Here is a 20,603-nt window from a genome sequence, read left to right on the forward strand (position 1 = left end):
CACCCACTGCGCGAAGCGCGAAAAGGGCGGGTGGGTGGCGGGCCGAATCGCGCCACGCACGGTGGACGGCCCGGCGGGGCCCGGCCAGTGCGGTGCCGGCCCGCGCGGCGAAGCGGCGCCCATGCGGCCGAAGGCCCGATACGCGCCCTGCCGGCCTGCGGCGCAGCCGCCGAGCCTCGGCCGGCGTGCACGCTCACGGCCACGCGACGGCCGGCGCGGCCGTGCCGCTCACGGTGGCGCCAGGCCGGAAGCGCGTGCGGCCGGTGCGGCGGTCGACGACCGGCACCGGCTAAGCCGGCCCTGCCGGGCCGCCGGCATCGTCGCCGCGCAGCCGCTCGGCCGGGCGCTGACCCGGGTCGGTTCTGACGAGCGCTACGCGCTCGTGGCGCTCTCGATCGTGGCGAGGGAGGGGCCGCGGCGAGCGGAGAGGTCGTGGGCCACGGACTCCCCGTCGCGGAGGACGCGGACCGCGTTGTGCCAGGTGAGCTTGGCGAGGTCGCCGCGCGACCACCGGCGGTCGAGGAGTTCGGCGATCAGCAGCGGATAGCCGGCGACGCTGTCCAGGCCGTCCGGGAGGAACGCCGTGCCGTCGAAGTCGCCGCCGATGCCGAGGTGGTCGACGCCGGCGACCTCCCGCATGTGGTCGAGGTGGTCGGCCACCGTGGCGACCGTCGCGCGCGGGCGGGGGTTCGCCGCCTCGAAGGCGCGCTGCACCCGCATCCCGGCCTCGGTCGTGTCCAGCGGGTGGAGGCCGTTGGCGACCATGTTCTCGTCGGCGCGCCGGGTCCACTCCACGGCCTCCGGCAGTACGAACTTCGGCACGAAGGTGACCATCGCCACCCCGCCGTTGGCCGGCAGCGCGGCCAGCACGTCGTCGGGGACGTTGCGCGGGTGGTCGCAGACGGCGCGCGCCGAGGAGTGCGAGAAGATCACCGGCGCCTCGGTGACCCGCAGCGCGTCCCGCATGGTGGTGGCGGCGACGTGCGAGAGGTCGACCAGCATGCCGATCCGGTTCATCTCCCGCACCACCTCCTCGCCGAAGGCGGAGAGGCCGTCGTGCCGTGGCTCGTCCGTCGCCGAGTCGGCCCAGTCGTTGTTCTCGTTGTGGGTGAGCGTCATGTACCGGACGCCGAGCCGGTGGAAGGCGCGGAGCGTGCCCAGCGAGTTGGCGATGGAGTGGCCGCCCTCGGCGCCCATCAGCGAGGCGATCCGGCCCTCCCGCCGCGCCGCCTCCAGCTCGTCGGCGGTGGCCGCGGCCACCAGCCGGTCCGGGTAGCGGTCGAGCAGCGTCCGCACCGCGTCGATCTGCTCCAGGCAGGCGCTGACGGCCGCGTCCCCGGCGAGCCGGCCCGGCACGTACACGGACCAGAACTGGCCGCCGACGCCGCCGGCGCGCAGCCGCGGCAGGTCGGTGTGGAGGGCGGCGCTCTGGTCGACGGCGATGTCGCGGCGGTCGAGGTCGTAGCCGACCTGCTCGCGCAGCGCCCACGGCAGGTCGTTGTGGCCGTCGACGACGGGGTGCTCGGCGAGCAGCGCGCGGGCCTCGGCGAGGCGGTCCCCGGTCACGCGGCGCCGCCGGCCAGGGCGGCCCGCAGCCGCCGGCCCTTCTCGGTGGCCTGCTCCTTCAGGCCGCGCTGGAACTCCCGCATCCGCTCCAGCAGCTCGGGGTCGTGCGCGGCCAGGGTGCGGACCGCGAGCAGCCCGGCGTTGCGGGCGCCGCCGACCGAGACGGTGGCCACCGGCACGCCGGCCGGCATCTGGACGATGGAGAGCAGCGAGTCCATGCCGTCGAGGTGCTTGAGCGGCACCGGCACGCCGATCACCGGCAGCGGGGTGAGGGAGGCGAGCATGCCCGGCAGGTGGGCGGCGCCGCCCGCGCCGGCGATGATCGCCTTCAGGCCGCGACCGGCCGCGCCCTCGCCGTAGGCCACCATCTCGTGGGGCATGCGGTGCGCGGAGACGACGTCGACCTCGTGCGGGACGCCGAACTCGGCGAGCGCGTCGGCGGCGCCCTTCATCACGGGCCAGTCGGAGTCGGAGCCCATCACGATGCCGACCAGGGGGCCGCCGAGGGGGGAGGCGGTGCTCATTCGGTGATGACTCCTCGGAGGTAGTCGGCGGCGTGCCTGGCCCGCTCGCGGACGTCGGCCAGGTCGTCGCCGTAGGTGTTGACGTGGCCCACCTTGCGGCCCGGCTTGACGTCCTTGCCGTACATGTGGATCTTCAGCCGGGGGTCGCGGGCCATGCAGTGCAGGTAGGCCGGGTACATGTCGGGGAAGTCGCCGCCCAGCACGTTGGCCATCACCGTCCAGGGGGCGCGCGGCCGCGGGTCGCCGAGCGGCAGGTCGAGCACCGCGCGGACGTGGTTGGCGAACTGCGAGGTGACGGCGCCGTCCTGGGTCCAGTGGCCCGAGTTGTGCGGGCGCATCGCCAGCTCGTTGACCAGCACCCGGCCGTCTTCGGTCTCGAACAGCTCGACCGCCAGGTGGCCGACGACGCCCAGCTCCTTGGCGATGCGCAGCGCCAGCTGCTGTGCGGCGAGGCCGAGCTCGTCCGCGAGGTCGGGCGCGGGCGCGATCACCGTGTCGCAGACGCCGTCCACCTGGACGGACTCGACGACCGGGTAGGCGACGGCCTGGCCGTGCGGGGAGCGGACCACGTTGGCGGCCAGCTCGCGGGTGAAGGCGACCTTCTCCTCGGCGAGCACCGGCACGCCGGCCAGGAAGGGGGCGGTGGTGGCGGCGGCCTCGGCGGCCGAGTCGACCACCCAGACGCCCTTGCCGTCGTAGCCGCCGCGCACGGTCTTCAGCACCACGGGGAAGCCGCCGACCTCGGCGGCGAAGCGCGCCACGTCCGCCGGGTCGGCGACCAGCCGGTGGCGGGGGCAGGGCACGCCGAGCTCGGTCAGCCTGGCGCGCATCACGCCCTTGTCCTGGGCGTGCACCAGGGCGTCGGGGCCAGGCCGCACGGCGATGCCCTCGGCCTCAAGCGCCCGGAGGTGCTCCGTCGGCACATGTTCGTGATCGAACGTGATCACGTCGCAACCGCGCGCGAAACCACGCAGCGTGTCCAGATCGCGGTAGTCGCCCACCACCACGTCCCGCACCACCTGAGCGGCCGAATCCTGCGGAGCGTCACTGAGCAGCTTGAACCGGATGCCGAGCGGGATGCCCGCCTCATGGGTCATACGGGCGAGCTGACCGCCTCCGACCATGCCGACCACGGGAAAAGTCACGCACCCAGCGTATCCGCCGTCCCCCCGCCGAGAGCGGCCGGGACTGCCTGGCTACGATGCCACCATGAGCGATGGGCTCACGCTCCGCGACCGAATGCGCGGTATCGCCCACGAGGTCGCGAAGTTCGGCACCGTGGGCGCGCTCGGCGTCGTGGTCAACGTGGTGGTGTTCAACCTGTGCACCCAGGGCGCGGGCCTGGCCCCGGTGCGTTCCGGCGTGCTCGCCACCACGGCCGCGATCCTCACCAACTACGTGGGCAACCGCTACTGGACCTACCGCGACCGGGACAAGAGCGGGCGGAGCCGGGAGGCCAGCCTCTTCCTGCTGTTCTCCGGGGTGGGGATGGTGATCGAGAACGGGGTGCTCGCGCTCTCCCACTACGGCCTCGACTTCACCTCGTCGCTCGCCGACAACGTGGCCAAGAACGTGATCGGGCTCGGCCTGGGCTCGCTCTTCCGGTTCTGGTCCTACCGCACCTGGGTGTTCCGGGTCGCGGAGGCCCCGGCGGCCGCCGAGCCGGCCGCTCCCTCGTCACCCCCGCGCTGAGCCCTCCTCGGCGCCCCGCGACTCCGCTTCGCGGCTCAGACCCCTCCCAACGCCTAATCCGCTTCGCGGCTCAGGAAGAGCGCGAACACCGGCGGCCTGCCCTGGAGCAGTTCGAGACGGCCGCCGTCCGCCTCGGCGAGGTCCCGGGCCACGGCCAGGCCGAGGCCGGTGGAGTTGCGGCCGCTGACGGTGCGCTCGAAGACCCGGGCGCCCAGCTCCGTCGGCACGCCCGGCCCCTGGTCGGTGACCTCGACGACCACCTGGTTGCCGGTGGTCCTGGTGCGCAGCGCCACCGTGCCCGCGCCGTGCATCAGCGCGTTCTCCACCAGGCAGGCCAGCACCTGGGAGACGGCGCCCGGGGTGCCGACCGCGCGTAGCCCCGGCTTGCCCGAGTGGACGATGGCGCGGCCCGCGTTGCGGTAGGCCGGGCGCCACTCCTCTATCTGCTGCACCACGACCTCGTCCAGGTCGAAGCCGACGGCGGAGCCGAGGCGGGGGTCGCGGGAGTTGGTGAGCAGCCGCTGCACCACGTCCGTCAGCCGCTCCACCTGGGTGAGGGCGATGCTCGCCTCCTCCTGGACGGTGTCCCGGTCCTCGGTGGCGATGATCTCCTCCAGCCGCATGGAGAGCGCGGTCAGCGGGGTGCGCAGCTGGTGCGAGGCGTCGGCGGCCAGCCGGCGCTCGGCGGTGAGCATCCGGGCGATGCGCTCGGCGCTGGCGTCCAGCACGTCGGCGACCCGGTCGAGCTCGGGGACGCCGTAGCGGCGGTGCCTGGGGCGCGGGTCGCCCGAGCCGAGGCGCTCGGCGGTCTCGGCGAGGTCGAGCAGCGGGGCGGCCACCCGGGACGCCTGCTGCACGGCGAGCAGCCCGGCGGCGGCGACGGCCAGCAGGGAGACCACCAGGATCAGGGTGAGCATCCGGTTGACCTCGTCGGTCACCACCGACCTGGGCTGCTCGACGACGACGGTCTCGCCGTGCGTGCCGGTCTCCTGGGCGCGCATCACGCCACCCTCGATGGGCTGCCCGATGGTGATGGGCTCGGTGTCGGGCACCCGGATCGCGACGTGCCGGTCGGCGGGCACGGAGGCGCGCAGCGCCTCGGCGGTGAGCTCGTCGCCGTTGGCGATGCGGCTCTCGACGTCGGCGAGCAGCCGGGCGGTCTCGGAGTCGAGGCGGTCGGCGGCGCTCGACTCGATCGACCTGGCCTCGATGGTGAAGAGGGACACGCCGAAGACCGCGATGACGACGAGCACCACGGCGAGCGTGGAGGTGATGAGGCGACGGCGCACGTAAGGGGGCCCCGGCTCAGCTCTTCTCGAAGCGGAAGCCCACGCCGCGGACGGTGGCGATGTAGCGCGGGTTGGCGGCGTCGTCGCCGAGCTTCTTGCGCAGCCAGGAGATGTGCATGTCGAGGGTCTTGGTGGACGACCACCAGGTGGTGTCCCAGACCTCGCGCATCAGCTGCTCGCGGGTGACGACCCGGCCGGCGTCCCGCACCAGCACCCGCAGGAGGTCGAACTCCTTGGCGGTCAGGTGCAGTTCGTCCTCGCCCATCCAGGCGCGGTGGGACTCGACGTCGATCCGGATGCCGTGCACGGTGGGGGCCGGCGCCGCCTCGGCCGTGCCGCGCCGCAGCAGGGCGCGGACGCGGGCCAGCAGTTCGGCGAGCCGGAAGGGCTTGGTCACGTAGTCGTCGGCGCCGGCGTCCAGGCCGACCACGGTGTCCACCTCGTCGGCGCGGGCGGTCAGCACCAGCACCGGCAGACCGAGGCCCTCGGTGCGCAGCCGGCGGCAGACCTCCAGGCCGTCCATGCCGGGCAGCCCCAGGTCGAGCACCACGAGATCGACGTCCCCACCGAGCCCGGCGCGCAGCGCTGACGGGCCGTCCTCCCGAACCTCTACCTCGTATCCCTCGCGGCGCAGCGCTCTGGCCAGCGGCTCCGAGATGGACGCGTCGTCCTCTGCGAGCAGTACTCGGGTCATGGTGGTGATGGTAGACGCCCGGGGGTGACCGGCTGGGAGGAACCGAGGTTCCCGGTACCTACTCGCGGCCGTCGTCGCAGGCCGGGGGCGCGGCGAGCTCGGCCCAGACCGTCTTCCCCGTCGCCCCGGTCTCGCGGACCACGCCCCAGTCGAGGCAGAGCCGCTCGACGATGAACATGCCATGTCCGCCGGGGCGGCCCGCGCGGCGGGTGGAGGCCAGGGCGGGGACGCCGAGGCCACGGTCGAGCACCTCGACGCGCAGCAGCTTCGGGCCGTGGCCCAGGCGCAGTTCCTCGGGGCCGCCGGCGTGCAGGCAGGCGTTGGTCACCAGCTCGGAGACGACCAGCAGCGCGTCCTCCGCGGAGGCCCGCTGCTCGGCGGTGGCGGCGGGCAGCCAGCCCCAGTCGTGGAGCGCCACGCGGGCGAACTCCCGGGCGCGGGAGACGACGCCCGCGGTGCCGACCAGGCGCAGCCTGCGCACCTGGCGCAACTGTTCCTCGGGTGGCGATCCGGCCGAGTCCTGGCCGGGATCGCCTGCCGGGTACGGTCGGGTGGACCCCATGCACGCTCCCCTCGCCGCATCGCCGCGCCGTCGATCTCGTTCCCGCGCCCTCGTCCTCGGACGCGCCCGCTGGCACGCCGGTCCGTCTTCCCCACGATCCGACGCGTCGTGTCTTCTGCCCTGAGACGCGACGGGCACACCCACCTCGTCCGGGCGATCCGCTCGCGCGCGTCTGACGCGCCTCAGTTTGACGCGCCACGCGCCCTTCCGTACAGCGGGCCCGCCGGTGGCGATCAGTCGGCCGGCAGCGCCGCCAGCGCCTCGGCCAGGGTTTCGTGCACGGAGAACACGGCGCCGGCGCCCGTTATCTCCAGAACTCGGGCGACAATCGGCCGCATTCCGGACAAATGCACCTGCCCGCCCGCAGCCTCGACCTCCATGCGTGTGGTGAGAAGCACATTGAGGCCGGTGGAGTCGCAGAACTCGAGGCCGGAGCAGTCGATAACGATCCGATAACGACCGTCGGCGACGCAGGCGTTCAGCGACTCCTGCAGCCGGTCGGCGGAATGGTGATCGAGCTCACCCGAGGGCGCCACCACGACGCCTGACCCCATGCGGCGCACATCGACCGTCAGCTGGCGCCGGTGCGGACTGTCCGGCATCGCGCGGTCCATGCAGCCCCCTTCAGTTCGGAGCGCGTTGTTGGTTAGGTTCGAAACCATAGCCCTTGGGCGGCCGGCTCAACACCCGAACAGGACGGGCATACCTCCGGATTCGGGCGTAGCAGACTTGCCATCGCCGCCGTAGGACCGATAGGCGTAGAGGGCACACATACCCCACGCCGGCTTTGGAGGCGCCGCACTCGCAGTGCACGTCATGGCTCCGGCAGCCATATGCCGAGACGACTACGGAGGACACACATGTCACCCGCCCCTCGAACACAACAACCGCACATCGGGAATCCCGCTCTCCCGGCATCCGTGACCCGGCCAGAGCCGGACATCGAGCAGATCCAGGAGCTGGAGTCGGCCGAGGACGTGCTCGCGTCACTCCCCGAGATCCCGCGCTATGACGAGGTCGCGCCGCAGGACGCGCGCGCACTCTCCAAGAGCCTCTTCGCGCGGCTGCGGATCCTTGAAGAGGGCACACACGAGTACGCCTACGTACGCAACACCCTGGTCGAGCTCAACCTGGCGCTCGTCAAGTTCGCCGCCTCCCGGTTCCGCTCCCGCAGCGAGCCGATGGAGGACATCATCCAGGTCGGCACGATCGGCCTGATCAAGGCCATCGACCGCTTCGAGGCCGATCGCGGCGTCGAGTTCCCGACCTTCGCGATGCCGACGATCATCGGCGAGATCAAGCGGTTCTTCCGCGACACCTCCTGGTCGGTGCGGGTGCCGCGCCGGCTCCAGGAGCTCAGGCTCGACCTGGCCAAGGCGGGCGACGAGCTGGCGCAGCAGCTGGACCGCGCGCCGACCGTCGCCGAGCTGGCCGAGCGGCTGAAGCTCAGCGAGGAAGAGGTCATCGAGGGCATGGCGGCGTCGAACGCCTACACCGCCAGCTCCCTCGACGCCCAGCCCGAGGAGGACGAGTCCGAGGGCGCCCTCGCCGACCGCATCGGCTACGAGGACCACGACCTCGAAGGCGTCGAGTACATCGAGTCCCTGAAGCCGCTGATCGCCGATCTTCCCCCGCGCGACCGCCGGATCCTCTCGCTGCGGTTCGTCGGCAACATGACCCAGTCCGAGATCGGCGAGGAGCTCGGGATCTCGCAGATGCACGTCTCCCGGCTGCTGGCCCGCACCCTGGGCAAGCTGCGCCGAGGGCTGATGGTCGAGGAGTAGCCGCCCCCGCCGGCACGCGGCCGGCGGCCCGCCGCCGCCCCCGCCCGGTGTCAGCCGCGCTCGGTCACGAGGGCGACGACGCCGGGGAGGGCGGCGAAGGCTTCCCGCATGCGCGCGTAGAGCGCCTCCCGGTCGGCTCCACCGTGGGCCGCGGCGGACGCCGCGGCCTCGGCGGACCACTGGTGCACGGCCCAGCGCCAGGCGGCGAGCATCAGTTCGAGGGTGAGGCGGATCCGCAGCTCGTCGCCCCGGCTCCGCCGCCCCGCCAGGGCCACCACCCGGTCCGTGACCTCCGCGCAGTGCCGCAGGCTGTGCGCCACCAGGGCCGGGGTGCGGTCGCACAGCGCCCTGCTGACCAGGAAGCGCCGCTCCCAGCCGTCGGCCATGCCGGCCACGGCGGTGAAGAGGACCTCCTCGAAACGCGGCCACGGCGACCCCTCGGCCGGCGGCGGCAGGCGCTCCATCTCGGCCACGTACGCCGCCCACAGCTCCTTCTCCGGCGCCAGCGCGACGTCCTCCTTGGAGGAGAAGTAGCGGAAGAAGGTCCGCTGGGAGACCTCGACGGCGGCCACCACCTCGTCGAGCGTGGCCTCACCGAAACCCCGCTCCGTGAACAGCCGCAGCGCCTCCTCGACCAGCGCGCGGCGCGTCCTGAGCTTCTTGCGCTCCCGAAGCGTCAGTCCCGTGTCCGTCACGCGGCGGAGTCTACCCGGGGGAAAATGGCGGCCGGCGACAAATGTCAGTCACCGGCATATGATCGCTTCGCCGTCTTCCCGACCGACGTGAGGAGCCGCCGTGCGCGCCTGGACCATCGACCACTCGACCCCCGGCCAGCTGTCCCTGACCGAGGTGCCGGACCCGGTGCCCGCCCCGCACCAGGCGCTGATCCGGGTGGCCGCCTTCTCTCTCAACTACGGCGAGGTGGTGCACGGCCTGCCCGGCGGCGCCGCCGGGTGGATCCCCGGCTGGGACGCCACCGGGATCGTGGAGCGTGCGGCCGCCGACGGCTCGGGCCCCGCCGCGGGCACCCCGGTGGTGACGCTGGCCGCGGACGGCGCGTGGGCCGAGCTGCGCGCCGTCGACGCCTCGGACGTCGGCATCGCCCCCGAGGGCGCCGACCTCGGCGCCCTCAGCACCCTGCCGGTCGCCGCCGGCTCCGCGCTGCGCGGGCTGCACCGGATCGGGCCGTTGCTCGGCCGCCGGGTGCTGATCACCGGTGCCGGCGGCGGCGTCGGACGGTTCGCCCTCCAGCTCGCCTCGCGCGGCGGCGCACACGTCATCGCCACCACCACCAACCCGGCCCGCGCCGAGACGCTGCGCGCGCTCGGCGCGGACGAGGTGGTGATCGGCGCGGAGGGCATCGCGGGCCTCGACGCCCCGGTGCACGGCGTGCTCGACATGGTGGGCGGCGACCACCGGATCGCGGCGTTCCGCGCGCTCGAACGTCACGGCACGCTGCTGACCATGGGGCACACCTCGGAGCAGCCCGAGACCTATGTGCCCGCCGACTTCGTCGGGGCGACCAACCGCTCCATCCAGAGCTTCTTCCTGCTCGAGGACCGCGAGGGCCTGGCCGCCGACCTCTCCTGGCTGGCCGGCCTGGTGGCCCGCGGCGAACTCGACACCCAGGTCGGCTGGCGCGGCGACTGGTCCAGGGCGCGGGAGGCCACCGCGGCGCTGGCCGCCGGCGAGGTGCCGGGCAAGGCGGTGCTGGACATAGGGTGACGCCATGTCGAGCAGCCGAAGACTCCACTCCGTCAACGCGGGCCGGGCGAGCCGGGCCGCGAGGACCGACGCGCCGGGCGGCCTGACCGGCATCGACAAGCGACCGACCGGCGGCCCCGTGCTGGTGACGGCCCCGGGGCCCAAGGGCGTCGGCGGCGGTGGCCTCGCCGGGGACGCGGTGTGCGACCGGCGCCACCACGGCGGCGACGACCAGGCGGTCTACGCGTACGCGCGGGAGGACCTCGACCGCTGGTCCCGGCAACTCGGTCGCGACCTCGGCGCCGGCGTGTTCGGCGAGAACCTGACCACGCTCGGGATCGACGTCAGCGACGTGCGGATCGGCGAACGGTGGCGGGTGGGCGAGGAGTTGGTGCTGGAGGCGACCTCGGCGCGGATCCCGTGCGCCACCTTCGCCGACTGGCTCGGCGAGCGCGGCTGGGTGAAGCGCTTCACGGCCGAGGCCGCGCCCGGCGCCTACTTCCGGGTCATCACCCCGGGCCTGATCAGCCCCGGCGACCCGATCGAGGTGCTGCACCGGCCGGAGCACGAGGTGTCCGTGGCGTTCCTCTTCCGGGCCAGGACGACGGCGCCCGAGCTGCGGCACCGGGTGCTCGCGGCCGGCGAGGCGCTGCACGCCGACGAGCTGGCGCGCGCCAGGGACTGGGCGGCGCGGGCGGGTTAACCCGGGCGGCCGACCTCCGGTTCGCCCGCCCGCCAGACCTCCGCGACCAGCGGCACCCCCGGGCGATAGGCGAGGTGTACGGGGGACGGCGCGTCGAGCACCACCAGGTCGGCGCGCGCCCCCGGCGTGAGCCGGCCGACGTCGGTGCGCGCGAGCGCGGCCGCGCCGCCCGCGGTGGCCGACCACAGGGCCTCGTCGGGGGTCATGCCCATCTCGCGGACCGCGAGGGCCACGCAGAACGGCATCGAACTGGTGTAGCTGGACCCCGGGTTGCAGTCGGTGGCGAGCGCCACGACGACGCCGGCGGCCAGCAGCCGGCGGGCGTCCGGGTAGGGCGAGCGGGTGGAGAACTCACAGCCGGGGAGCAGGGTTGCCACCGTTCGCCCCTCGCTTTCGGCCAGCGCGTCGACGTCGGCGTCCGTGAGGTGCGTGCAGTGGTCGGCCGACCGCGCGCCCAGCTCGACGGCCAGCCTGACGCCCGGTCCGGCCGTCAGCTGGTTGGCGTGCACCCGGAGTTCGAGGCCGCGCCGGCGCCCGGCGGTGAGGATGGCCCGGGCCTGGTCGGCGTCGAAGGCACCGCGCTCGCAGAACACGTCGATCCACCGGGCGTGCGGGGCACAGGCGTCCAGCATCGGGCCGGTGACCAGCGCGACGTACTCCTCGGGCGCGTCGGCGTACTCGGGCGGCACCACGTGCGCGCCGAGGTAGGTGACCTCCTGGAGCTGGGCGCGCGCGACGCGCAGCGCGCGGGCCTCCAACTCCACGGTCAGCCCGTACCCGGACTTGGTCTCCACGGTGGTGGTCCCCTGCCGCGTCATCTCCCGCAGGTGGGCGGCGAGCCGCGCGGCCAGCTCGGCGTCGCTCGCCTCGCGGGTGGCGGCCACGGTGGTGCGGATGCCGCCGGCGGTGTAGGGCCGCCCTGACATCCGGGCGTTGAACTCCTCGGTGCGGTCGCCCGCGTACAGCAGGTGCGAGTGCGAGTCGACGAACCCGGGGATCACGGCCCGACCGCCCACATCGTGCCGCCGGTCGGCGTCCGGCGCCGCGCTCGCGGGACCGACCCAGACGACGCGCCCCTCCTCGACGACGAGCGCCGCGTCCCGCACCACCCCCAGCGGCCCGGGGCCGAACGCGGGATCGTTGGTGACCAGCGCGCCGATGCCGGTGACGACGACGGACCGGGGCCCCTGCCGGGTCCCCTGCCGGGGCGGGCTGAGCGGTTCCGACACGGTGCGGTTCCTCCTCCGGAGCGGTGAGCGGGCAAAGGCCGCGCCTGCGGCGCGGGCCGGCCGCGGCTCGGCCGAAGGCCCGCAGCCGCCACGCGGCGGCAGGGCCGTGGCGTGCCGCCGGCCATCCGACCCGTCGACGCCGCCCGGCGATCGCGGACTTGCGCCTGCGGCGTGGGCCGGCCGCGGCTCGGCCGCGGAGCGGCGAGGCGGCGAAGCCGGCCAGCCGGTAGGGGTGAGCGGACAAGAGCCGCGCCTGCGGCGCCGGCCGCCGCGCGGCGGCAAGGCCGTGGCGTGCCATCGGCCACCCGCCCCGTCGGCGCCGCCAGCCACCGCGGGCCGGCCGTGGCTCGGCCGCGGAGCGGCGAGGCGGCGAAGCCGGCGCGGGTACCGCAGGCCACCGCCGATCTGCGCGATGCACCAGCCACCCGGCGGGCCGCCAACGGACCCAGGGCCGCGCCAGGCAGCGGCGAGGCGGCGAAGCCGCGAGGGCACGCAGCCGCCGCAGGCGCGGCGGGCCCCACGGGCCGGGGCTCGGCCGCGCGGCGGCGAGGCGGCGAAGCCGGCCCGTCGCTGCCGCCGGCCACCGCCGCCGAACGGCACGTAGCCGCCGCACGGCGGCGAGGCGCGGCCGTGTCCGGCCCATGCCGGCCGCCAGGCCACGTCAGTGCTCGTCCCGGAGGACGGCGATGGCCGCGGTGAGGCGGTGGGGGATGTCGTGGACGAGTTGGTGTTCGCCGTCGCGGACGATGTGGCGGCCGGCGACCACGGTGTGCCGGACGTCGGCGTTGGTGGCGGCGAAGATCGCGGCCTCCAGGGCCAGTCGGGGCGGCGGCCCCGCTGTGCGGACCGTGTCGAGGGCGACCGTGGTCAGGTCGGCGAGCCAGCCCGGCTCGATGCGGCCGGCCTCCGGCCAGCCGAGGGCGGCGTGGCCGTGCTCGGCGGCCGACCGCAGGAGCTGGCCGGCCGTGAAGTGGCCGCGGGCGCGCGAGCGCAGCCGCTCGTCGAGCTCCAGGGCGCGCGCCTCCTCCAGCAGGTCGATCACGGCGTGGCTGTCGCTGCCCAGGCAGAGCGGGCTGCCGGCCGTCCGCAGCCGGGTGGTCGGGCCGATGCCGTCGGCGAGGTCGCGCTCGGTCGTCGGGCAGACGCAGACCCGCGTGTCGGAGCGGCCCAGGAGGTCGATGTCCTCGTCGGTGAGGTGGGTGGCGTGCACGGCGGTCGTGCCGGGGCCGAGCACGCCGTGGTCGGCGAGCAGCCGGGTGGGGGTGCGGCCGTGGGCGCGCAGGCAGTCCTCGTTCTCCGCCGGCTGCTCGGAGAGGTGGACGTGGAGCGGGGCGCGCCGCTCGGTGGCCCAGCCGGCCACGGTGGCCAGCGCCTCGGCCGGCACGGCCCGCACGGAGTGGATCGCCGCGCCGATCCGGGCGTGGGCCGTGGGGCGCAGGGCGTCGACGCGCTCCGCCCAGTGCTCGGCGGTCCCGTCGGAGAACCGCCGCTGTCGCGGGGTGGCCGGCTCGCCGAAGCCGGCCGCCAGGTAGCAGGCGTCGAGCAGGGTGATCCGGACGCCGGCCTCGGCGGCGGCCGCGATCAGCGCCTCGCCCATGGCGTTGGGGTCGCGGTAGGGCGTGCCGTCGGGCGCGTGGTGCACGTAGTGGAACTCGCCGACGCAGGTGATCCCGGCCAGCGCCATCTCGGCGTAGACGGCGGTGGCGAGGGCGAGGTAGTTCTCGGGGGTGAGCCGGGCGGCCAGGTCGTACATGCCGTTGCGCCAGGTCCAGAAGGTGCCGCCGCCGATCTGCGTCGCGCCGCGCAGCGCCCGGTGGAAGGCGTGGCTGTGCGCGTTGGCGAGGCCCGGGATGGTGAGGCCGCGCAGGTCGACGGCGCCGATCGGCGGCTCGTCGACGCCGGGGCGCACGGAGGTGATGTGGCCGGTGTCGGCGGTGGCGATGACCACGCCTGGCTCGACGGTGCCGTTGAGCCAGGCGTGTTCCGCCCAGTAGAGCTGTGCGGTCAGGGACACACCAGGTCCTCCAGTACGTCGGTCAGCGCGGCGACACCGGCACGGCAGTCGTCCTCGTCGGCGTGCTCGGCGGGTGCGTGGGACACCCCGGTGGGATTGCGTACGTACAGCATGGCGGTGGGCACGGCCGCCGACAGGATTCCCGCGTCGTGTCCCGCGCCGGTGGGCAGCACGGGTGCGCCGCCGAGGCGCGCGGCGGCGCGTTCGCGCAGCGCCGGGTCGAAGGCGACGGCCGCCGTGTGGGACTCGCGGGTGACGGTGACGGTCACCCCGTCCCTGGCGCCGCGTTCGGCGGCGGTGCGCTCGATGCCGGCGACGAGTTCGTCGAGCGTGCCGGCGTCGGCGGCGCGGGAGTCGAGCCAGCCGCTGACCAGCGAGGGCACGGCGTTCACCCCGTTGGGCTCGACGGCGACCCGGCCGAAGGTGGCGAGCGCGCCGGCCAGCCGGGCCCGCTTCCGGGCGGCCAGCACGGTGTGGGCGTAGGTGAGCATCGGGTCGCGCCGGTCGGCCAGGCGGGTGGTGCCGGCGTGGTTGCCCTCGCCCGCGAAGTCGAACCGCCAGCGGCCGTGCGGCCAGATCACCGAGCCCACGCCGACCGGCCGGTCGAGGTCGGCCAGGGCCCTGCCCTGCTCGATGTGGCACTCGATGAAGGCGCCGACGCGGGCCAGCCGCTCGGGGTCCGGGCCGATGGCGGCCGGGTCGTGTCCTGCCCGCTCCATCGCGGCGGCCAGGGTGACGCCGTCGGCGTCGCGCAGCGACCTGGCGCGCTCGGGGTCGAGGAGCCCGCAGGCCAGCCGGGAGCCGACGCAGGCCACGCCGAACCGGGCGCCCTCCTCGTCGGCGAACGCGACGACGGCGAGCGGCCGGCGCGGCGTCACTCCCCTGGCCCGCAGCCCGTCGAGGGCGGCGAAGCCGGAGACCACGCCGAGCGGCCCGTCGAAGGCGCCGCCGCCGGGCACCGAGTCGAGGTGGGAGCCGGTGACGACGGCGTCGCCGCGGTCCCGGTCGCCGAGCCAGGCCCACTCGTTGCCGTTGCGGTCCACCTCGTGGGCCAGCCCACGGGCCGCGGCCTGCGCCCGGAACCAGGCCCGCAGCTCGCCGTCGACCGGCGTCCACGCGAACCGCCGGTAGCCTCCGGCGGTTCGGCCGATGGGCCGCAGCTCGTCCCACATCGTCCGGAAGTCGCTCGCCCGCGAGGTCGCGGACCCGGTTTCCGCCCCGCCGGGTGCGTGCCCGGCGTTCCACCCGCCGCTCACCGGGCTTCGCCCGGGGACGTCGCCGAGCCCGCCAGCCAGGGCCTCGCCGTTGGCCTGCCGATCGCCGGCGAGACGCGCTCGGCGAGCGACGCGGGCCCAGGCTCCCGCCGCGAACCGGCCTCGCGGCCGGCGTCACGCCCGAAGAACCCGGCTGCGTCCCGGCCGGCTTCACGCCCGGCCCTCACCGGGCTTCGCCCGACATCGCTTCGCCCCGGAACATCGCCGCCAAGCCCGCCCGGCCAGGGCCCCGCCGACGGCCGGCCGGTCACCGGCACGGCGCGCTCGCGCGACGCCGACCGGCGATCCGCTCCGCCCGGGGCCCGCCGCCCGCCGCTCACCGGGCGCCGCCCGGAACGTCGTCGTCGCCGAGCCCGCCCGGGCCAGGGCCCCGCATGGGGATGCGGACGCCGCGTTCGGCGGCGACGCGTTCGGCCTCCGGGTAGCCGGCGTCCACGTGCCGGATGACGCCCGTGCCGGGGTCGTTGGTCAGCACCCGGCGGATCTTCTCGCCGGCCAGGGCCGTGCCGTCCGCGACCGTGACCTGGCCGGCGTGCAGCGAGCGGCCGATGCCGACGCCGCCGCCGTGGTGGATGGAGACCCAGGAGGCGCCGGAGGCGACGTTGACCATGGCGTTGAGCAGCGGCCAGTCGGCGATGGCGTCCGAGCCGTCCCGCATGCCCTCGGTCTCCCGGTAGGGCGAGGCGACGGAGCCGCAGTCCAGGTGGTCGCGGCCGATGACGACCGGCGCCGCGAGCTCGCCAGTGGCAACCATGTCGTTGAACCGCTCGCCGGCCAACTCGCGCTCCCCGTAGCCGAGCCAGCAGATCCGGGCCGGCAGCCCCTGGAACCGGACGCGTTCGCCGGCCAGCGTGATCCAGCGGCGCAGCGGCTCGTTGTCGGGGAAGAGTTCGAGGACGGCCCGGTCGGTGGCGGCGATGTCGCGCGGGTCGCCGCTGAGCGCCGCCCAGCGGAACGGGCCCTTGCCCTCGCAGAACAGCGGCCTGATGTAGGCGGGCACGAAGCCGGGGAAGTCGAAGGCGCGCCGGTAGCCGGCGAGGCGGGCCTCGCCGCGGATGGAGTTGCCGTAGTCGAACACCTCGGCGCCGGCGTCCTGGAAGCCGACCATGGCCTCGACGTGCCGGGCCATCGACTCGCGCGCCCGGCGGGTGAACTCCTCGGGCCGCTCGGCGGCGAGGGCGGCCATGTCGGCGAAGTCCACGCCGAGCGGCAGATAGGCCAGCGGGTCGTGGGCGCTGGTCTGGTCGGTGACCACGTCGATCGGGGCACCCATGGCCAGCAGCCTCGGCACCACCTCGGCCGCGTTGCCGAGCACCCCGACGGACAGCGGCCGCCGCTCCCTCGCGGCCCGCTCGGCGAGGGTCAGCGCCTCGTCGAGCGAGTCGGCGGCGACGTCGAGGTAGCCGTGTTCGATGCGGCGGGCGATGGCGCGCGGGTCGCAGTCGACGCACAGCGCCACGCCGCCGTTCATCGTCACGGCCAGCGGCTGGGCGCCGCCCATCCCGCCGAGGCCGGCGGTCAGCGTGACCGTGCCGGCGAGCGAGCCGCCGAACCGCTTGCCGGCGACGGCGGCGAAGGTCTCGTAGGTGCCCTGGAGGATGCCCTGGGTGCCGATGTAGATCCAGGAGCCGGCCGTCATCTGGCCGTACATGGTCAGGCCCAGCGCCTCAAGGCGGCGGAACTCCTCCCAGGTGGCCCAGTCGCCCACCAGGTTGGAGTTGGCGATCAGCACGCGCGGCGCCCACTCGTGAGTGGTCAGCACGCCGACCGGGCGGCCCGACTGGACCAGCATCGTCTCGTCGGGGCCGAGGTCGCGCAGCGTGGCGACCATCGCGTCGAAGGAGCGCCAGTCGCGGGCGGCCTTGCCCGAGCCGCCGTAGACCACGAGCTGCTCGGGGTGCTCGGCCACCTCGGGGTCGAGGTTGTTGCGGAGCATCCGCAGGGCCGCCTCCTGCGGCCAGCCCCTGGCGGTCAGCTCACCGCCGTGCGGCGCTCTCACGGTCCTGGGTCCTGCCATGGCCTGCCTCCCCGGCACGACGGTCTGCGACGACGACGGTGACGATCGCCATTCACAGCTTCCCGACTTTGAATAATTTCAGTCAACGACCACGCCACGATCCGCGGGGAAACCATGCTTCGCTGTGAGAATGGTCGTTCCTTCCGACAATCCGTCCGGTGTCGCCGCCCGACGCGAGCTGGCCGTCCGGGCGGCGCTCGACCGCCGCCCGCTCACCGACGAGCAGCCACTCGCCGCCCTGCTCGACCTCGACGGCGTCCAGCGAACCGCCGGCGCACTCCATGCTGCCTTCGACGCGGTCACCGCGCCCGGTCAGCGCGTGCTGCACACCCTGGCCGTCAAGGCCTGCTCCCTCGTCCCGGTGCTGCGGCTGCTCGACGGCCTGGGCGTCGGCTGCGAGGTGGCGAGCCCCGGCGAGCTGGCCCTCGCCCGGGCCGCCGGCGTCGCCGCCGACCGCGTCGTCCTCGACTCGCCGGCCAAGACCCCCACCGAGCTCCGCCAGGCCCTGGCCCTCGGCGTCGCCCTCAACGCCGACAACCCCCAGGAACTCGACCGCATCGACGCGCTGCGCGCCGAGGCGCCCCGGCACGGCCCGCTCGGCCTGCGCGTCAACCCGCAGCTCGGCGGCGGCTCCATCGACGCCATGAGCACCGCCACCGCCACCAGCAAGTTCGGCGTGGCGCTGCGCGACGAGGGGGCGCGGGAGTGGGTGCTGCGCGCCTTCCGCGACCGGCCGTGGCTCACCCGGCTGCACTGCCACGTCGGCTCCCAGGGCGTCCCCCTCGACCGGATGGCCGCCGGGGTGCGCGAGACCTACCGGCTCGCCGAGGAGATCAACGCCGCCGCCGGCCGGGCCCAGGTCGACACCATCGACATCGGCGGCGGCCTCCCCGTCAACTTCGCCTCCGACGCGGTCGACCCCACCTTCCACGACTACGCCACGCTGCTGCGCCGCACGGTCCCCGGCCTGTTCGACGGCCGCTACGGCCTGGTCACCGAGTTCGGCCGGGCACTGCTCGCCAAGTCGGGCCTGATCCTGGCCCGCGTCGAGTACACGAAGTCCGCCGGCGGCCGCCCGATCGCCATCACCCACGCGGGCGCCCAGGTCGCGGTCCGCACCGCGTTCGTCCCCGAGTCCTGGCCGCTGCGGATCGCCGTCCACGACGCGACCGGCGTCCCCAAGGTCGGCCCCCGGGTCCGCCAGGACGTGGCGGGCCCCTGCTGCTTCGCCGGCGACCTCACCGCCCGCGACCGCCTCCTGCCCCGCCTCGTTCCGGGCGACGTCGTCGCCCTCCTGGACACCGGCGCCTACTACTTCTCCACCCCGTTCGCCTACAACGCCCTGCCCAGGCCCGCCGTGCACGGCTACTCCGTCGCCGACGACGGCTCCGTCTCGTTCACCACGCTCCGCCACGCGCAGACGCTCCAGGAGCTGCTGGCCGAGTTCGGCGGCGGCCTGTGAGGCACGCCGCCGGCTGACGCTCGGGAGGGGTCCCGGGCGGCGTGGGGTGGAATCGGGCGCCCGAACGACCGTCACCCACGCGACCACCAGGAGCGGCGCCGAGATGGAGCAGCTGACGCCCAAGGACCCCGACCGGATCGGCCCCTACCGGCTGCTCGGCAGACTCGGCGAGGGCGGCATGGGGACCGTGTACCTGGGGCGGTCGGGGCGTGGCCGGACGGTCGCCGTGAAGACGATCCTGACCAGCCTGGCCAGCGACCCCGAGTTCCGCCGCCGCTTCGACCGGGAGATCGCCGCCGCCCGGCGGGTGGGCGGCGAGTGGACCGCGCCGGTGCTCGACGCCGACACCGGCGCCGAGAGCCCGTGGGTCGCGACCGCGTACATCCCCGGGCCCTCCCTGTTCCAGGTGGTCGGCGAGCACGGCACCCTCCCCGTGCCCGCGGCGCTGCTCCTCGCCGGCGGCATGGCCAGGGCGCTGAGCGCGGTGCACGCCGCCGGCGTGCTGCACCGGGACCTCAAGCCGTCCAACGTGCTGCTGACCTTCGACGGCCCCCGGGTCATCGACTTCGGCGTCGCGCGGGCGCTCGACCCGGCGCCCGGTGACCGGATCACCCGCACCGGAACCGTCGTGGGCTCACCGGGCTTCATGTCGCCTGAGCAGGTGGAGGGCGGCCGACTCACCCCGGCCAGCGACGTGTTCGGCCTCGGCTCGCTGCTGACCTACGCCGTCACCGGCCGCACCCCGTTCGGCGCGCTCGACACCTCACCGCACCTCCTCACCTACCGCATCGTCCACGAGCCCCCCGAACTCGACCGCGTCCCCGACGAGTTGCGCGAGCTGATCGGCGGCTGCCTGGCCAGGGACCCGGCCGCGCGGACGCCGTTGGCCGAGCTGCTGCGCCAACCGGCGCCCGACGGGCGGCCCTGGCTGCCGCCCGAGGTCGTGCAGCGGATCGGGCGGACGGCCCAGGCCCTGCTGGCGCTCGAACACAGCCAGCCGACCCGGCCGCTGGCGCTCGCGCCCCCGAAGTCCACCGAACCCGCCGCCCCCGACGCGTCCCCCACGGCCGTCCTCCCCCTGCCGCCACCGCCGTCCGCTCCCCCGGCCACGGCCCCGACCCCGGCCGCGCGGCGCGGACGCCGGTGGCCGCTCCTCGCGCTGGCCGGCACCGCCCTGGCGGCGGTGCTCGGCCTGGCCACCGTGGTGGCGCTCGCCGGCGACGACGGCCCGGACGACGACGGCGCCGCCCGGACGCCGGAGTCCACCGCCACGACGCCGGCCGGCCCCGCCGCCGTGGCGGAGGGCTATCTCGGCGCCTGGCAGGGCGAGTACGGCACCGAGGGAGAGCCGGGGTGGAAGGCCCTGTGGCTGGAGATCGGGCAGGCGAGCGCCGGCGAGCGCCTGGGCCGGGCGGTCGTCACCTACATGGACTCGATGTGCGTCTACGACATCCGCCTCGAGTCGCCGCACGAGGACCGGCTCGACTACACGGAGGTCGCCGAGCGCAGCGTGCCCGAGAGCGAGGCGGCGGAGAACTGCCGGGCGGACGGCGTCGTCAGGTCGCTGACCCTGCTCCCGGACGGCGACCTGCGGTGGAGCGGCGGCGGCCAGGAGACCTCCCTGGCGCGCGCCACCACCGGCGGGACGGGCGCCGTACCCGCCGACCTGGTGCGGTCCTGGCGCGACGCGTACACCACGGAAGAGGGCGCGGAGGGCCTCGACGAGGTCATCATCGAGCAGGGCGCGGTCGGCGACACCGTGTGGCGGTGGACGTGGCGGCTCGACGGCCAGACCTGCGTGACGGAGAACCAGCTGGCGGCGGTGCGCGGCGACGAACTGCTGCTCTCGCCCGACCTCCTCATCGACCAGGAGAGCGACGACTCCTGCGCCGCGCAGGACAGTTCCTGGGTGCGGACCGGCCCCGACGGCACCCTCTACATCCGCTGGACCAGCAGCCCCGACGACGAGCCCTATCCCGTCGAGAACGACTGAGCCCATCACGGACCGATCTCCGGGACCGGCCGCGCGGCGACCCCGCCGTGCAGTATCGTCACGCCACGCGACGGGTCGCATGCGGAACGGGGGCGG

General features: G+C 75.0%; 18 protein-coding genes. 6 read left to right on the top strand and 12 right to left on the bottom strand.

Annotated elements, in window-relative coordinates; genetic code table 11:
- Window positions 1–372 precede the first annotated feature (372 nt).
- From RNC47_RS14565 to RNC47_RS14575, 3 genes are read right to left on the bottom strand one after another with little or no spacing between them, the layout of a single operon-like run.
- The gene (locus tag RNC47_RS14565; RefSeq protein ID WP_311598948.1) at window positions 373–1,566 is read right to left on the bottom strand and encodes a dipeptidase; all 1,194 of its coding nucleotides are present in this window, start codon (window positions 1,564–1,566) and stop codon (window positions 373–375) included.
- Window positions 1,563–2,090, bottom strand: a complete 528-nt coding sequence (gene purE / locus RNC47_RS14570; RefSeq protein WP_311598949.1) for a 5-(carboxyamino)imidazole ribonucleotide mutase — start codon at window positions 2,088–2,090, stop codon at window positions 1,563–1,565. Before purE ends, RNC47_RS14565 begins: the two co-directional genes overlap by 4 nt.
- Window positions 2,087–3,235: a 5-(carboxyamino)imidazole ribonucleotide synthase gene (locus RNC47_RS14575; protein ID WP_311598951.1), complete on the bottom strand. Its 1,149-nt coding sequence runs from the start codon at window positions 3,233–3,235 to the stop codon at window positions 2,087–2,089. The genes purE and RNC47_RS14575 overlap by 4 nt, the downstream gene beginning before the upstream one ends.
- A gap of 64 nt (window positions 3,236–3,299) precedes the next feature.
- Between RNC47_RS14575 and RNC47_RS14580 the strand changes: the two genes are divergently transcribed.
- The gene (locus tag RNC47_RS14580; protein ID WP_311598953.1) at window positions 3,300–3,782 is read left to right on the top strand and encodes a GtrA family protein; all 483 of its coding nucleotides are present in this window, start codon (window positions 3,300–3,302) and stop codon (window positions 3,780–3,782) included.
- Window positions 3,783–3,835: 53 nt separating this feature from the next.
- On the opposite strand, the gene RNC47_RS14585 is transcribed toward RNC47_RS14580, so the two are convergent.
- The 4 genes from RNC47_RS14585 to RNC47_RS14600 form a co-directional block, all read right to left on the bottom strand.
- Window positions 3,836–5,071 carry an ATP-binding protein gene (locus RNC47_RS14585; protein WP_311598954.1) on the bottom strand — a complete coding sequence of 412 codons (1,236 nt, stop codon included), beginning with the start codon at window positions 5,069–5,071 and terminating at the stop codon, window positions 3,836–3,838.
- A 16-nt stretch (window positions 5,072–5,087) separates the two neighbouring features.
- Window positions 5,088–5,765, bottom strand: coding sequence for a response regulator transcription factor (locus RNC47_RS14590; protein WP_311598956.1), 678 nt, complete (start codon window positions 5,763–5,765; stop codon window positions 5,088–5,090).
- 58 nt (window positions 5,766–5,823) lie between these two features.
- Window positions 5,824–6,327: an ATP-binding protein gene (locus RNC47_RS14595; RefSeq protein WP_311598959.1), complete on the bottom strand. Its 504-nt coding sequence runs from the start codon at window positions 6,325–6,327 to the stop codon at window positions 5,824–5,826.
- A gap of 233 nt (window positions 6,328–6,560) precedes the next feature.
- Entirely contained in the window at window positions 6,561–6,941 is a 381-nt protein-coding gene (locus tag RNC47_RS14600; protein ID WP_311598960.1) for an STAS domain-containing protein, read from the bottom strand.
- Window positions 6,942–7,187: 246 nt separating this feature from the next.
- Between RNC47_RS14600 and RNC47_RS14605 the strand changes: the two genes are divergently transcribed.
- Entirely contained in the window at window positions 7,188–8,111 is a 924-nt protein-coding gene (locus tag RNC47_RS14605) for an RNA polymerase sigma factor SigF (protein WP_394814786.1), read from the top strand.
- A 50-nt stretch (window positions 8,112–8,161) separates the two neighbouring features.
- Here the strand turns inward: RNC47_RS14605 and RNC47_RS14610 are convergent, their stop codons facing one another.
- Window positions 8,162–8,806 carry a TetR family transcriptional regulator gene (locus tag RNC47_RS14610; RefSeq protein WP_311598962.1) on the bottom strand — a complete coding sequence of 215 codons (645 nt, stop codon included), beginning with the start codon at window positions 8,804–8,806 and terminating at the stop codon, window positions 8,162–8,164.
- Between the two features lie 100 nt (window positions 8,807–8,906).
- On the opposite strand from RNC47_RS14610, the gene RNC47_RS14615 reads away from it, so the two are divergent.
- Entirely contained in the window at window positions 8,907–9,836 is a 930-nt protein-coding gene (locus RNC47_RS14615; RefSeq protein ID WP_311598963.1) for a zinc-binding dehydrogenase, read from the top strand.
- A gap of 4 nt (window positions 9,837–9,840) precedes the next feature.
- Window positions 9,841–10,518 carry an MOSC domain-containing protein gene (locus RNC47_RS14620; RefSeq protein ID WP_311598965.1) on the top strand — a complete coding sequence of 226 codons (678 nt, stop codon included), beginning with the start codon at window positions 9,841–9,843 and terminating at the stop codon, window positions 10,516–10,518.
- Here the strand turns inward: RNC47_RS14620 and hutI are convergent.
- The 4 genes from hutI to hutU all read right to left on the bottom strand — a co-directional run bounded on the left by hutI (window position 10,515) and on the right by hutU (window position 17,052).
- On the bottom strand, window positions 10,515–11,678 hold the full coding sequence (gene hutI / locus RNC47_RS14625; protein WP_394814787.1) for an imidazolonepropionase: 1,164 nt from the start codon (window positions 11,676–11,678) through the stop codon (window positions 10,515–10,517). The two genes, RNC47_RS14620 and hutI, sit on opposite strands and share 4 nt — an antisense overlap.
- 730 nt (window positions 11,679–12,408) lie before the next feature.
- A complete protein-coding gene (locus RNC47_RS14630) occupies window positions 12,409–13,761 on the bottom strand; it encodes a formimidoylglutamate deiminase (protein ID WP_311598968.1) in 1,353 nt (450 codons plus the stop codon).
- Window positions 13,752–14,933 carry an allantoate amidohydrolase gene (locus tag RNC47_RS14635; protein WP_311598969.1) on the bottom strand — a complete coding sequence of 394 codons (1,182 nt, stop codon included), beginning with the start codon at window positions 14,931–14,933 and terminating at the stop codon, window positions 13,752–13,754. Before RNC47_RS14635 ends, RNC47_RS14630 begins: the two co-directional genes overlap by 10 nt.
- 418 nt (window positions 14,934–15,351) lie before the next feature.
- Window positions 15,352–17,052 (bottom strand): urocanate hydratase, encoded by a 1,701-nt coding sequence (gene hutU / locus RNC47_RS14640; RefSeq protein ID WP_311598970.1) that lies wholly within the window; start codon window positions 17,050–17,052, stop codon window positions 15,352–15,354.
- Window positions 17,053–17,182: 130 nt separating this feature from the next.
- Between hutU and RNC47_RS14645 the strand changes: the two genes are divergently transcribed.
- Complete coding sequence (locus RNC47_RS14645; protein ID WP_311598972.1) at window positions 17,183–18,514, top strand: type III PLP-dependent enzyme domain-containing protein; 1,332 nt, start codon at window positions 17,183–17,185, stop codon at window positions 18,512–18,514.
- Window positions 18,515–18,617: 103 nt separating this feature from the next.
- Window positions 18,618–20,507 (top strand): serine/threonine-protein kinase, encoded by a 1,890-nt coding sequence (locus tag RNC47_RS14650; RefSeq protein WP_311598974.1) that lies wholly within the window; start codon window positions 18,618–18,620, stop codon window positions 20,505–20,507.
- Window positions 20,508–20,603: the final 96 nt, after the last annotated feature.

It is taken from the genome of Streptomyces millisiae, assembly GCF_031845425.1.
Classification (GTDB): Bacteria; Actinomycetota; Actinomycetes; order Streptomycetales; family Streptomycetaceae; genus Streptomyces; species Streptomyces millisiae.

What these genes read in the sequence shown, in the direction of transcription:
- RNC47_RS14650 (WP_311598974.1), top strand. Translation starts at nt 18,618, where the DNA reads ATGGAGCAGCTGACGCCCAAGGACCCCGACCGGATCGGCCCCTACCGG.
- RNC47_RS14590 (WP_311598956.1), bottom strand. Translation starts at nt 5,765, where the DNA reads ATGACCCGAGTACTGCTCGCAGAGGACGACGCGTCCATCTCGGAGCCG.
- RNC47_RS14620 (WP_311598965.1), top strand. Translation starts at nt 9,841, where the DNA reads ATGTCGAGCAGCCGAAGACTCCACTCCGTCAACGCGGGCCGGGCGAGC.
- RNC47_RS14580 (WP_311598953.1), top strand. Translation starts at nt 3,300, where the DNA reads ATGAGCGATGGGCTCACGCTCCGCGACCGAATGCGCGGTATCGCCCAC.
- RNC47_RS14645 (WP_311598972.1), top strand. Translation starts at nt 17,183, where the DNA reads ATGGTCGTTCCTTCCGACAATCCGTCCGGTGTCGCCGCCCGACGCGAG.
- RNC47_RS14605 (WP_394814786.1), top strand. Translation starts at nt 7,188, where the DNA reads ATGTCACCCGCCCCTCGAACACAACAACCGCACATCGGGAATCCCGCT.
- purE (WP_311598949.1), bottom strand. Translation starts at nt 2,090, where the DNA reads ATGAGCACCGCCTCCCCCCTCGGCGGCCCCCTGGTCGGCATCGTGATG.
- RNC47_RS14600 (WP_311598960.1), bottom strand. Translation starts at nt 6,941, where the DNA reads ATGGACCGCGCGATGCCGGACAGTCCGCACCGGCGCCAGCTGACGGTC.
- RNC47_RS14595 (WP_311598959.1), bottom strand. Translation starts at nt 6,327, where the DNA reads ATGGGGTCCACCCGACCGTACCCGGCAGGCGATCCCGGCCAGGACTCG.
- RNC47_RS14635 (WP_311598969.1), bottom strand. Translation starts at nt 14,933, where the DNA reads ATGTGGGACGAGCTGCGGCCCATCGGCCGAACCGCCGGAGGCTACCGG.
- hutU (WP_311598970.1), bottom strand. Translation starts at nt 17,052, where the DNA reads ATGGCAGGACCCAGGACCGTGAGAGCGCCGCACGGCGGTGAGCTGACC.